This is a genomic window from Paenibacillus sp. sgz302190 (genome assembly GCF_059820445.1).
The window spans coordinates 1-12,730 of the sequence record NZ_JBZYAO010000037.1 but is presented as its reverse complement, the minus strand read 5'-3'; the positions used below and the strand labels follow the sequence as shown (position 1 = coordinate 12,730).

11 protein-coding genes are annotated in these 12,730 nt (G+C 55.2%); 9 read left to right on the top strand and 2 right to left on the bottom strand.

Going from position 1 to position 12,730, the window contains the following annotated elements; all coding sequences use genetic code 11:
- Positions 1-38: 38 nt before the first annotated feature.
- The gene (locus tag AC6RNO_RS28995) at positions 39-1,130 is read right to left on the bottom strand and encodes a GGDEF domain-containing protein (RefSeq protein ID WP_474685446.1); all 1,092 of its coding nucleotides are present in this window, start codon (positions 1,128-1,130) and stop codon (positions 39-41) included.
- A gap of 247 nt (positions 1,131-1,377) precedes the next feature.
- Here AC6RNO_RS28995 and AC6RNO_RS28990 point away from each other — a divergent pair, with 247 nt between their 5' ends.
- The 8 genes from AC6RNO_RS28990 (at position 1,378) to AC6RNO_RS28955 (ending at position 8,629) form a co-directional block, all read left to right on the top strand.
- Positions 1,378-3,588, top strand: coding sequence for an AAA family ATPase (locus AC6RNO_RS28990; protein WP_488437428.1), 2,211 nt, complete (start codon positions 1,378-1,380; stop codon positions 3,586-3,588).
- 163 nt (positions 3,589-3,751) lie between these two features.
- Positions 3,752-4,321 (top strand): Pvc16 family protein, encoded by a 570-nt coding sequence (locus AC6RNO_RS28985; protein ID WP_474685516.1) that lies wholly within the window; start codon positions 3,752-3,754, stop codon positions 4,319-4,321.
- Between the two features lie 53 nt (positions 4,322-4,374).
- Positions 4,375-5,160 (top strand): hypothetical protein, encoded by a 786-nt coding sequence (locus AC6RNO_RS28980; RefSeq protein ID WP_497107609.1) that lies wholly within the window; start codon positions 4,375-4,377, stop codon positions 5,158-5,160.
- Between the two features lie 131 nt (positions 5,161-5,291).
- Complete coding sequence (locus AC6RNO_RS28975; protein ID WP_497107608.1) at positions 5,292-7,025, top strand: phage tail sheath subtilisin-like domain-containing protein; 1,734 nt, start codon at positions 5,292-5,294, stop codon at positions 7,023-7,025.
- A gap of 63 nt (positions 7,026-7,088) precedes the next feature.
- Positions 7,089-7,523, top strand: coding sequence for a phage tail protein (locus AC6RNO_RS28970; RefSeq protein WP_474685442.1), 435 nt, complete (start codon positions 7,089-7,091; stop codon positions 7,521-7,523).
- An 81-nt stretch (positions 7,524-7,604) separates the two neighbouring features.
- Positions 7,605-7,982 (top strand): phage tail assembly protein, encoded by a 378-nt coding sequence (locus tag AC6RNO_RS28965; protein ID WP_488437430.1) that lies wholly within the window; start codon positions 7,605-7,607, stop codon positions 7,980-7,982.
- Entirely contained in the window at positions 7,979-8,179 is a 201-nt protein-coding gene (locus AC6RNO_RS28960) for a DUF6760 family protein (RefSeq protein WP_474685515.1), read from the top strand. Before AC6RNO_RS28965 ends, AC6RNO_RS28960 begins: the two co-directional genes overlap by 4 nt.
- A 6-nt stretch (positions 8,180-8,185) precedes the next feature.
- On the top strand, positions 8,186-8,629 hold the full coding sequence (locus AC6RNO_RS28955) for a phage tail protein (RefSeq protein ID WP_488437431.1): 444 nt from the start codon (positions 8,186-8,188) through the stop codon (positions 8,627-8,629).
- 2,420 nt (positions 8,630-11,049) lie between these two features.
- On the opposite strand, the gene AC6RNO_RS28950 is transcribed toward AC6RNO_RS28955, so the two are convergent.
- Positions 11,050-12,237: a hypothetical protein gene (locus AC6RNO_RS28950; protein ID WP_497107607.1), complete on the bottom strand. Its 1,188-nt coding sequence runs from the start codon at positions 12,235-12,237 to the stop codon at positions 11,050-11,052.
- Between the two features lie 178 nt (positions 12,238-12,415).
- On the opposite strand from AC6RNO_RS28950, the gene AC6RNO_RS28945 reads away from it, so the two are divergent.
- A partial coding sequence (locus AC6RNO_RS28945; RefSeq protein ID WP_497107606.1) for a hypothetical protein occupies positions 12,416-12,730 on the top strand: 315 nt, incomplete at its 3' end.

The window sequence follows — 12,730 nt, the reverse complement described above, 5'->3', positions numbered from 1 at the left end:
ATCGCGAAGGATGCGGTTCGGCGGTAAAAAAAGCCGGGCTAATCGGCAGTCTGGGCGTAGATGCGGTTTTTGCCATACCGCTTGGCCGTATACAAACATTCGTCCACGCGCTGGAACCAGGCTTTTTTGAGCGTATTGCGGTCGTACGGAGCTACTCCGATACTCATTGTTATGTGCTGATCGGGTATTTCGGGAATGAGCGTGCCGCGCACCTTGTGCAGCAGCGTTTCACACAGGGCCATCACTTCGTCGTGCCGCTTCCCGACAAAAAGCACCGCGAACTCCTCGCCTCCGTAACGGAAAGCCATATCGTCCGAGCTTAACGTTTGCTTCAGTATGGAGCCTATCGTTTTCAGCACTTCGTCGCCAACCCAGTGGCCGTAAGTATCGTTGATTCTTTTGAAATTGTCGATGTCCATAAGCGCGAGTTCGAGCGGCGTGTCGTGCGGAATGTGCGAAATGAGATGATCGGTATGCTCCTGAAACGAACGGTGGTTGAACAAATCGGTCAGCGCGTCCACCTTGGAGAGCCGGTCGATCATCACGTTGCGAATTAGCAGCTCCTGTTCCCTGACGACGGAATCTTTAAGCTGGGTAATTAAATCAAGACCTTTATCCATAATGGCAAAACAAACGACCGCGGTTGCCGTTACGACTGCTGCGGACACGATCATTTCATACGCGCTAGGCACGATTCCTCTGTAAAAATTGGCGGCAACCAATATCACGATGCAAACAAGGCTCGATACATATGCAAAAACGATCAGCTTGCGCTGAAAATAACTCGATGACAGCAGTACGGGAATGCACATCAACTCGTATTTGTCGTTTAATTCCGGGATGCAAATAATAAAAAGACCGACCATAGTCATGGTCCAGACAATCATGATAAAATCGCTGTAGCGCTTGAACAAATAAACAGCGGCATGGCCGATCGCCATAAGAGCCAACTGCAAGCATGTCGGAATCACCTGGAATCGGATAAAACTGTGCCCCCACTGATCAGGGGTTCGACTGATGTCTACGAACAGACCGATCGTCGCAGCCGCTTCGTATATCAACAAAATCGACCAAAAAATACGAATGAGCTTCCGATTCCAATTGCTGTCGTTTACCGGGGGTTGTTCCAAAAGTTTCAGGCTCCTTTTCTACCGGGACGGCCATGGGTGCATGAACGGCAATCATCCTTATTTCCAGTCAGGCTGGAAGCAGGATTAGGAGTATTCGCCCGGATTTGCGCAGAGGTGCTAACGATATTGTAAGAAAGGATTTCCAATTAGGCAAGAGGAACTAGTAGATTCGACATAAGTATATAGAATGCGACATTATTTTTGGGAATTTGCAAAAGGCGCTGCATGCAGGCCGTCAGGAGGATTTATGGCAGCTCAATCTTATACGCACGCTTGGGAGCATTATGCGGACGAGCTTTGCCTGCTGGACAAAAAGCTTCGCCTGCTGTACGCGAGAAGGCAGGTTCAAACCGCCGACCCTCAGACGGACGCGTTTCGCGGCATGTTCGTGTCCGAGGACGAATTCATGCGTCTCGCAGGGGCGCAGGCGGCGGAAGAGGCCGCTCGGCAGGAGGAGACGGAGGCCGAGCTCCTCGGAGAGATCGAGGAGTGGGAGGAGCGGATTGCGGAGCGGCTGCGGGCGAGCCGGGAAAGCCAGGTGCTGCTGCCGCTCGTCTACATGTCGGCGGTATTCGGGCTTTCGCAGGTGGAAGAGCGCATCGTGCTGCTGGCGCTGGCGCTCGAGCTGGACCGCAAATACGAGCGGTTATTCGGATTTTTGCAGGACGATTTGACGAATAAAGCGCCTAATGTCGGCACGGCGCTGCAATTGGCATGCCGCACGCCCGAGGACATGCGCACATGGCGCGCGACATTTTTGGGCCCGGCCGGCAAGCTGGCCCGGTACTTTTTGCAGCGGGAGGAGCACGAGCCGCCGGGCAGATCGCTGCTCTCGAAGCCGGTGCTGCTGGACAAGCGGATCGCCGCGTTCCTGCTTGACACCGGCGAGCTGGACGCCGGGCTGAAGCCGGCCGCGGCGATCGTGTACCCGGATGACGCCGCGCCGCCGCTGCTCATCCAGGAAGATTTTCAGCGGCGATTGCAGGCATTCGTCCGCGAGTCTTACGAAGCACCGGTCCCGGCGCGCCGGGGGCTTGCTTTCTGCCTGTGGGGCAGCGCCGGCGCAGGCAAAAAACTGCATGTGCGGCACTGCGCCCGCGCATTTGGCAAGCCGCTCCTCCTCGTGAACGCGGAGGAGCTGCTTTTGCAGCCGGCCGGCTTCGCCGGGCTGCTTGCGGCCGTGATGCGCGAAGCGATTTTGCATCAGGCGGTGCTTTGCTTTACGCGGCTTGAAGCGCTGTATCCGGAAGAGCCGGATTTCGCCGCGAGGCAGCGCCAGCAGCAGTTTCACGAGCAGCTGGACGGCTATGCCGGCCTGCTGTTTCTGCTGGCGGGGCAGCAGCTGCGCATAGAGTGGAAGCCGAAGGACCGCCTGCTGGTGGAGCACGAGCTGCAGGTGCCGGACGAGGCGGCCAGAGAGCTGCTCTGGCGGCGCTTCGCCGAAGAGCTCGGCGTCCAGGGGGACGTCGACTGGCGGGTGATGAGCGGCAAATTCCGCTTCACCCCCGGGCAGATCCGCCAGTCGCTGGAGCTTGCCGCCGGCTATTCGGCCTGGCAGCGCCAGCTGGACGGCCGCCCGGCGGACGCCGCAGCGCTGGAAGCGCCCGCGCTGTACCGGGCATGCTTCCGGCAGGCCCAGCACCGGCTGGAGCGCAAGGCGGTGCGCATCGAGCCCCGCTACGGCTGGGAGGACGTCATTTTGCCGCCGGAGCAAAAGGATCAGCTGCGCAATGCGTGCAGCCAGGTCAAATTCCGCAGTCTCGTCTACGGAGACTGGGGGTTCGAGAAGAAGCTGGCCTACGGCAAAGGTCTCAGCATGCTGTTCGCCGGTCCCCCCGGCACGGGCAAGACGATGTCGGCCCAGGTCGTAGCGGGGGAGCTGCAGCTTGAGCTGTACAAGGTCGATCTCTCGCAGGTGATCAGCAAATACATCGGCGAGACCGAGAAGAACTTGCACGAAATTTTCCACGAAGCGCAGCTGAGCAGTGCCGTGCTTTTCTTCGACGAGACGGACGCCCTGTTCGGCAAGCGGTCGGAAGTGAAAGATTCGCACGACAAATACGCCAACATCGAGACGGCCTATTTGCTGCAAAAAATGGAGGAGTACCAGGGGATCACGGTTCTGGCGACGAATTTGCTGAACAATATCGACGAGGCCTTTTTGCGGAGAATCAATTATGTGATCAAATTTCCGTTTCCCGACGCGGAATACCGGGAGCGGATCTGGCGCTCGATGTTTCCGCCGGCGGCGCCCGTCAGCAGCGAGGTCGACTTCAAATACCTGGCGCAAAAGTTCGAGATAGCCGGGGGCAACATCAAAAATGTCGTGCTGTCTTCGGCGTTTTTGGCTGCGGAAGCGGGAGAGCCGATACGCATGCGCCACATTATCGCCTCCATTCGCCATGAATTGCAAAAATCCGGGAAAATCGTGGCAAAACTGGATCTGGAGAACTATTAAGAAGGTAAATTTTTGATGGGAAAGATGAAGAAATCTGTAGTCATCCTACTTAAATACAATTATAATAAAAAAGGATTTAAGATTAACGTAAAGATTTGACATATTGCACGTTTGTTCTACACGCATACATAATTGCCATTTCAAGAGGCAGGAGTGAAATCCAATAGGCGACTATTCCGTAATTGCTGATGTCAGCGCGTCCTTAGTGAAGCTGCTCAGAGAAAACATGACCCCCGACCCCATCCCGCAGCCCGAGATGATCGGTCTGGCATCGCCTGTCGATAAAGGAGATTTCTACCTGTCTCTTTTCCTGTATACGGTCAGGGAAAGCGGAGATAACCGGCGGACGCAGATGATATCCAGGGGGACCCACGAAATCCAGTTTCCTCCCATGTCGGTCGAGCTCGGCTACCTGCTTACCGTCCAATCGCCGGCGGAACTGCAGTCCCGCGCGCTTGACGAGCACCGGATTTTGGGGAGAGCGATGCAGGTGCTGTACGACAATTCGGTGCTGCGGGGCTCCATGACGGTAGGCACGCTGGCCGAGCGCGAGGAGGAAGTGCGCATCGTCTTGGACCCGTTCGCCGGAGAAAGCATGATGAACATGTGGAATTTTGCCGATACCCCTTACAGGCTTTCCCTGAGCTACACGGTCGGCCCTGTCCAAATCGATTCGACAAGAATCAGGACGACGAAGCGGGTGCTGGAACGCGATATTCGCATACAAGGTTAAAATTCCGGAAAGGACAGGTGGCGTCGGATTTGGAACTCAGGCGCGAAGTACATTTGAAATCACGCGTTTCCCTGGTTGTCGGCCTGTCAGACTCATTCACCTCAGAAGCCCCCATCGGTACGAATATCGCCGTACATCTCGAAGGCGCCCGCTCGATTGCGATCAGCAAATCGAACGGATCCTATATATTCAACGATTTACCGGAGGGCGATTACCGGCTCCGCATAGACGCTGAACATTATTTTCAAGAGCAAATCCCGTTTTCCACCCGATCTTCCCGTTCCATCGAGCAAATTCGGCTGCAGCTGCAGCCGCTGCCCTCGTATCCGTTTCCGCCGGGCGCCCCGCTCATAAGGGTTTGCCTGCGGGACGGCAAGGACGCGCCGCTGCAAGGAGCGCCGGTCGCAGCCAGCGTGCTGACGGAAGAATGCGCGCGGGCCAGGCTGATGCCGGAGCAGACCGGCGCAGGCGCGGAAGAAATTGCGGTCGGTTTTGTGACCGGCAGCATGGTTGAGGGCAGCCGGTACGTGCTGCGAGAGCGCGGACCGCAAGGTCCGGAAGAACCGGTGCAAATTGCGGAGGTTCTGGAGCACCGGAAGCGTTTCCGGCTCGCGAAGCCGCTGGTCCGCAGCTATTCGCGGGGAGCGCTGCTGCTTCCCGCCGTCGAGACCCGCTGCACCGAACGCGGCGAAGCGGTCATCGCTTTGGGAGGCTGCAGAGCGCCTTCGTTTTCGGTGCGCCTGCACATCGCCGGCGGCGGGAGCGGCCAGCCTTTCTTGAAGGAGGTGATGGTGGCGGAAGGCCAAACCACCAACCTCGGAACGCAATACATAACGTAACCTCATTTAGCGGATGGGTGCATGCGTCCATCTTCTATACAAAAAACCACAAGCAGAAAGGAGAGAACTGGTATCATGTCTGCGGCGGCATCAAGCGGCAAGCAAGCGCCTGCAGGCAGAACCGGGGAACAATGGCTGAATATTTATCACCGGGAGTCTATGTGGAAGAGTTTGACAGCGGCGCGCAGCCGTTGGAAGGTGCAAGCACAAGTACGGCCGGGTTTTTAGGACTCGCGCAAAGAGGAGAAATCGAGGGCGTACCTCAATTAGTGACGAGCGTAGCGGACTTTCACCGTTTGTTCGGCAGCTATTTGTCGGAAAACGAATTTGGCGATTACCGCTTTTTATCGTATGCCGTTGAACATTTTTTCCTGAACGGAGGCTCGCGCTGCTTTGTCATGCGGGTAGCGCCGTCCGACGCCAAAGCTGCGACGAATCAGACCGAAGGCAACAGAGAAGCCAAGATTGTACGCATTACTTCCAAAAATCCCGGCACATGGGGCAACCAAATCCGCGCGGTCATCGTTCCGGCGAGCAAGGCCAAGACGCAAATCTACGAGGACCTGGGCGAGAACCAATACCGCGTCAAAAACAACGCGGGCTTCAACGTAGGCGACGTCGTCGCTTTCGAAGCGGACGGCAGCAAGCAGTACAACAAAATCGTAGCTTCCCAAGACAACATCATCAAGCTCGCTTCCGAGCTTACAGGCGATGTGACGGACGCGAATTTGCTGCCTGCCAAAGTTTTGACTACCTGCGAATTTACGATCAACGTTTTTTACGGGGATGAAGCGGAGACTTATGAAAAGATGTCCCTGAACATTTCCGCAGCGAACCATATCGAGAAAATCATGTCCCGTTCCAACATCGTAACGGTGAAAGATTTGACCGACGGCAAAGATCTCGGCGCCGTAGCTCCTTTCGAGGTGCTCTCCGGCGAAGAGGAGACGGCCGGCAAGTTCCAGATCGCGCTGTCGGGCGGCAGCAACGGTTCCGTCGCCAATCTGTCCGCGGGCGATTTCATGGGCGTAGACCGCGGCCCCGGCAAGCGTACGGGCATCCAGTCGTTCATCGATAACGACGTGGTCAGCATTATGGCCGTTCCGGGCGTAACGGACCCGAACGTTCAGCTTTCCCTCGTCGCGCATTGCGAAAACCTCGGCAGCCGTTTTGCCGTGCTCGACATTCCGCGCGACAAAACGAAAGTGGCGGACGTGATGACGCACCGCAACATTTTCGACAGCAGCTATGCAGCGATGTACAACCCTTGGCTGCAGGTGTTCGACCCGCTGGACAAGCGCAACATTTATATCCCGCCGTCCGGCTCCGTCATCGGGATTTACTCGCGCTCGGACCAAACCCGCGGCGTGCAAAAAGCGCCGGCCAACGAAGTCGTTCGCGGCGCCGTAGGCCTCGACTGCCAGTACAACAAAGGCGAGCAGGATATCCTTAACCCGCAAGGCGTGAACTTGATCCGCCATTTTGCCGGACAAGGCATCCGCGTGTGGGGTGCGCGCACCGCTTCCTCCAACGGTTTATGGAAATATGTCAACGTCAGAAGGCTGTTCATTTTCCTTGAAGAGTCGATCAAGAACGGCACGAACTGGGTCGTCTTCGAACCGAACGACGAGCAGCTGTGGGCTCGCGTACAACGCACGATTGATGCGTTCCTGACGCGCGTATGGAGAGACGGAGCGCTGATGGGCGGCAGTCCTGCCGAGGCGTTCTACATCAACATCGGACGAAGCACGATGACGCAGGACGACATCGACAACGGACGGCTCATTTGCGTCATCGGCGTAGCGCCTGTGAAGCCTGCCGAGTTCGTCATTTTCCGCATTACTCAGAAGACGAGAGAAGAGTAAGACGAGAGAAGAGCAGGCCCGCTCGGACGATCATTTTTTTCATAATCAGGAAAGGGGTATTATATGGCTGTCGAACGTAAAGATCCATACCGCAATTTTAGATTCAGAATCGAAGTGGAAGGCATTCAGCAAGCAGGGTTCAGCGAAGTGTCCGGCTTTGACGCATCGCTGTCCGTCATCGAGTACCGCGAGGGCAACGAAGTCATTACGCCTCGCAAACTTCCGGGGCTTGCCAAATACGGCAACATCACGCTGAAATGGGGCGTAACCGACTCTTTGGATATGTACAACTGGATGTCCGAGTCGATTCAGGGCAAAATTTCCCGCAAAACCGTTACGATCATCGCAATCAACGAAGAGGGCGGCGACGTGGCGACATGGCAGGTTATCGAAGCGTGGCCGTCCAAGTATACGGCTCCGAACTTTAACGGATCGGGCAACGAAGTCGCGATCGAAAATTTGGAGCTTGCCCACGAAGGCATGACGCGCACGAAGTAACGGCAGCGAAAGAGTAGGAGAGCTGGAGCGCTGCGCTTCAGCTTCCGGCTCTTCTTTTTTCACATGAAGGAGGAAGCAAGCATGGCTTTTAAAACGGAGTACGAATTCGAGCTCCCCAGAGGATACGTCGATGAGGACGGCACGCTGCACAAAAGAGGCGTGATGCGCCTTGCGACGGCCGCCGACGAAATACTGCCGATGCGCGATCAGCGCGTCCAGCAAAATCCCGGCTACCTCACGATCATTTTGCTAACGCGCGTCATTACCAAATTAGGCGATCTGCGCGCTATCGATACGCGGGTCGTGGAAAAATTGTTCACGGCAGACCTTGCGTTTCTGCAAAATTTTTACCGCCAGATCAACGAAATGGAAGTGCCCAAAGTGCATACGGTTTGTCCGAAATGCGAGCACGAATTTGATGTGGACGTGTCTTTTTTGGACGAGATGGCGGGGGCATAACCGGATATCCCATTGACAAGATCTACGAGGAAGCCGGCTTCATCGCTTATTACTTTCATTGGACGCACGATGAAATCATGTCAATGGAGCACCGGGAACGCCGCAAATGGTGCGAGGAAATATCGCGCATCAACCGCAATCTGAACGACGACGGCAAAAAGCCGGACAATCCTTTCGACGTGTTCGGCAAGAGGTGATAAGGTATGAAGCAGTCCAAAACGCATGATGTAGCGGGCGCGTTCCGCTTTTTGGTCGAGCTTGACGGGCTGATCGTCGGCGGTTTTTCCGAAGTCTCCGGCATGCGCTCCGAAATAGAGGTCAAGCCGCTATGGGAAGGCGGAGTCAACACGCGTCCCCATTACATGATCGAGCATACGAAGTACCCGAACATCGTTTTAAAAAGAGGCATCACCAGCTCCAGCGAGCTGTGGGACTGGTATAACAACGTCACGGCCGGGAAAATCAAGCGCAAGAACGGTTCCGTCATTTTGCACAATCAGGCCGGGCAGGAAGTGTGCCGTTGGAATTTTTTCGACGCATTTCCCGTGAAATGGAACGGCCCGGAGTTAAACGCGACCAGCGGAAATGTGGCCATCGAATCCATCGAGCTTGTGCATGGCGGCCTGAAGACGATTTTCAAAAAATAACGGGCAGGGGGATTGTTCATGCTATCCCGACAATCGCATATCCCCCGCAGGAAGCAGCCCGCAGGGGCCGGCAGCCCTTTGGCGGCGGCAGACGCCGGCACGTTTGGCCGGACTGCCCGCATAACGAATCAATTTGCTTCCGGCATCATGGGCAAGTACGGTTTTAGACGCATGCCTTATTTAGGCTTGCTGGCACTCATTTTCAGGATCAACGGCATGCTCGCGGAAGATGAGCCTACGGCATCGGCAGGCGAGAGCGAACGGGAGTGGATCATCCGGCTCCAACTGCAGCTGCAAAATTTGCAGCATCCGAACGCAGCGCCGCTGTCCACCAAGCGGGAGACGATCCATCGTCTTGAACAATGGGTGAAGCGCTACGGACATCTGCTGTCGCAGCAGGCCGTAATTTCAACAGATCGAAGAGCCGCCGTTTCAGAACTCATGGCTATCGAAGAACTGCGGAGCGATTTGCAGCTGACCGCAGAGCTTGATGAAATCGACCGGACAAGTTCCGGCCATGCAACCGCTAAAAAGAACAGCAAGGAAAAAACGAACATCCCTTCTGGCGGAAACAATTCACACCCGGCATCAACCGCAGGGCAAGTGCATGGGGCACCGCCGAATACAAGCGCAAGCCCCCCGGCCACGGCAATAACCGGGCAGGGAAAACACATTTTGAGATGGCCCTCGGATCAGCGGCCTTCAAGCCGCGAACTGCGGCAGCGTTACATTACTATCGACAATCAGCGGGGAACGCCGCCGATACAGCGTGCTTTTGCACAGTTTGCAGCTTCGGTTCGGATGCTTTCCAGACAGGCAGGCAGCAGGAGTGCAGCGACGAACCGGACGGCGGCAGTCCGTTTATATCATACGGCTTTATCCAAATTCGTTCATTTAGAATCCTTACATACACATTCGACCTCCCAGCGGCACCCTAATTCGGCTGTATGGATGGGGGAACCGGCTCAAAGGGCGGCCCGCAAACCGCTGCGAACGGTTGAAAACGAAGCTTTTGGCGAGTCCGTTCGGAGAGAGCGGAGCATTGATTATCGTCATGCGGAAACCGTTCGAAAGACAGCACCTGTGCTGCGGCATTTCGCTTACAATACGACAGGGAGCCAGGATAACGAACCGGTGGCGATTGCCCGGCGCATCGCGCCTTCCGCTATTGCGGCCGCCAGCTTGACCACGGCGGTTCCGCACTCCATGCGGCGGCAGTACGAAGGAACAATCAGCTATCAGGTTGTTCACGATAAGGACAAACCTGCACATACTGTTATTTGGCGAAAAACCGCGCCAGATCAAACGAAAGCCGCACAGTTGGAAGCAAGGCAAGCGGAAGAGGGTGGGAATGATGCAGCACGGGCAGATACTCGCAGCCGGGAAAACGCGCCTGTTTTTGTCCGAAAGACCGAGTCCATGTCCGGAATCCTTTCTGCCGAGACTCAGACTGCAAGCGCCAAGTCAGCTCCAAAAATAAACAGCAGCCGTACGGAGCTTAGACTGCTTGTTCAGCAGCAAAGGAATACATCGGGAAATCCCGCTTCGCACGAGGCCGGAACCCGATCGCGGCCTGTGATGGAGAGCCCCCGGCATGATCAGGGGACGGCCCAGAGAATACTGCGAAGGTCATTAGCTATTGAGACCGGTAGCGGCAATGAGGTAATCGGCGCAAGGCTGCATAGCGGTACGGCCGCTTTCGGCGCAAGCGTAGATTCAAGCAGTGCTGGTGCGAGATTGGACGCGAAAGCAAACGCACGGTCCGGTGCTTCCGAGTCTGCAAATTCCGGCACTCGTGCTGGGAAATCTGCGGCTGGGGCAGCGGGTTTGAGTTCGGATGTTATCGGAAAAATGAAGAGTGGCGATTTCATAAGGAGCCGCCTCGCTGCTGAAGCAATTTCTGTTATACATACAAAACCGTTTGTAAATCCGAAACTCGATTTGAGTTCAAATGTCATTGAAAGAATGAGCGAATTTGCAGTACCGGATCGAAATAGTACTCAGGAATCAGCTTCTGGAATGAGGACCCCATTCGTCGGAGTTAGTCCCTCTGCTGGAGCAAATTCTGTTATATATGCAAAAACAAGCCCGCTATCAGGTTCAGGTGCCAGTACAATTACAAAGCTTAGTGCGAGTGGCAGTGCAAATGGCAGTACGAGTACAAATGCTAATACAAGTGCAAGTGGCAGTACAAATGTGATGGCTGCGAGTAATGCGGAAACGTTGGGCAGATCGATTGCGAAAGGACACGTACAGGCTGCTGACGATGGGGCTGTAAATTCTGGTGTCCGTGCAGGAATGTTGGCAGGGGCAGGCAGTGATGGCACGCCACGAACAACAAGATCGATCGTACGGCCGGGCACAGAAGCGATCGCCGATTTAGGTTTGAATGTCATTGCAAAAATAAAGGAATCTGCCCCTCAGGATCGAAATAACGTCCAGGGACCGGCTTTCGGGGTAAGGAGCAATTTTGCCGGGAGCCGTCTCATTGCTGGAGCAGATTCTGTTATACATACAAAAAATTCTTTTCCATATGAAAAAGGGCCTGCAAAAGTTAGCAGGAAAGTCCATGCGAATGCAGATACCAATTCATATGCAAATCCAGTTGAGAGTACATACGTCAATGCAGGAACAAAAGTACTTGTATCAGCCAGTGCAATAGCGAACAAAAGCTCAACAGAACACATAAATGCAATGCCTGGCCGAAGCTCAACAGCAAGCGTAGGTGGAGTGGCAGGCAGAAGCTCAACAGCAAGCGTAGGTGGAGTGGCAGGCAGAAGCTCGATAGCAAGTATAGGTGGAGTGGTTGGCCGAAGCTCAACAGCAAGTATAGGTGGAGTGGTTGGCCGAAGCTCAATAGCAAGCCTAGGTGGAGTGGCTGGCAGAAGCTCAATAGCAGGTATAGATGGGTTAATTGGGCGAAGCTCAATAGCAAGCCTAGATGGAGTGGCTGGCCGAAGATCAACAACAAGCATAGATGGAATGGTTGGTAGAAGCTCAATAGCAAGTACAGATGGAATGGCTGATAGAAGCTCAATAACAAGTATAGGCGGAGTAGTTGGCAGAAGTTCAATAGCAAGCATGGACGGAGTGGCTAACAGAAGCTTAACAGCAAGCATAGGTGGAGTAGTTGGCAGAAGTTCATCAGCAAGCATGGACGGAGTGGCTAACAGAAGCTTAACAGCAAGCATAGGTGGAGTAGTTGGCAGAAGTTCACCAGCAAGCGTGGATGGAGTGGCTGGCAGAAGCTCACCAGCAAGCGTGGATGGAGTGGCTAGCGGAAGCTCAACAGTAAGCATGGATAGAGTAGCTGGCAGAAGCTCAATAGTAAGCATGGATAGAGTAGCTGGCAGAAGCTCAATAGCAAGCATGGATGGAATGGCTGGTAGGAGCTCAACAGCAAGCATTAATGGAATTGTTAGCAGGAGCTTAACAGCAAGCATAAATGCAATTACAAACAGTAGCGCAAATGCACCAAGCGTACATGCAAGATTAATTGAAAATGCGCGCTCGCAAGCGGCAGCAAGCAGAAACGGCAGTTTGCGTGCAAGTATAACCGGGAATCCGGCAACAATTGCGAAAACCGCTCCAAAAGCGAATGCAGGCATTCAATTGGCGGCGGCAAGTCACGCTGCCGGTGCTAAAAGTCCAGGTACTTTTCCAAGCTTGGGTACGGTCGCAAGGAGAAAAGGCGGCGGAAGTTCTGGTTCCGATGTTCAGGGTAACGTTGTTTTAGGGGATGGACGCGATTTGTTGGGCGGTTCGTTGGCAGCAAGTGGGCAAACTTTGACGCATCCTGAACAGGTTGCCGGCGGATTTATGGCGAGCCGCTCCGAGTTGAGCGCGAGCTTGGCGGCAGAGATAGCCGATAGAAGCAGCAGCGGCGGCATAGAGGGCAAGAGCAGCGGGCCTATGGCAGCAGCGATCTCCAAAGGCGGCATGGTGCTAAGTCATGCAGCTATAAACGCAGCGCCGGGTCTGCAGCCGGCGGTCCCGGCAGTTTGGAGGCAGCCGGCGGCTGATCCGGCTGCGCTGGAGGACAGCGGGTCGCCGCAAGCGCAGCGGGCCCAGCAAGGCCGGGCGCCGGCTGCGGGAGCGCAC

What these genes read in the sequence shown, in the direction of transcription:
- AC6RNO_RS28955 (WP_488437431.1), top strand. Translation starts at nt 8,186, where the DNA reads ATGAAGCAGTCCAAAACGCATGATGTAGCGGGCGCGTTCCGCTTTTTG.
- AC6RNO_RS28965 (WP_488437430.1), top strand. Translation starts at nt 7,605, where the DNA reads ATGGCTTTTAAAACGGAGTACGAATTCGAGCTCCCCAGAGGATACGTC.
- AC6RNO_RS28970 (WP_474685442.1), top strand. Translation starts at nt 7,089, where the DNA reads ATGGCTGTCGAACGTAAAGATCCATACCGCAATTTTAGATTCAGAATC.
- AC6RNO_RS28990 (WP_488437428.1), top strand. Translation starts at nt 1,378, where the DNA reads ATGGCAGCTCAATCTTATACGCACGCTTGGGAGCATTATGCGGACGAG.
- AC6RNO_RS28975 (WP_497107608.1), top strand. Translation starts at nt 5,292, where the DNA reads ATGGCTGAATATTTATCACCGGGAGTCTATGTGGAAGAGTTTGACAGC.
- AC6RNO_RS28950 (WP_497107607.1), bottom strand. Translation starts at nt 12,237, where the DNA reads ATGCCTGCATTCGCTTTTGGAGCGGTTTTCGCAATTGTTGCCGGATTC.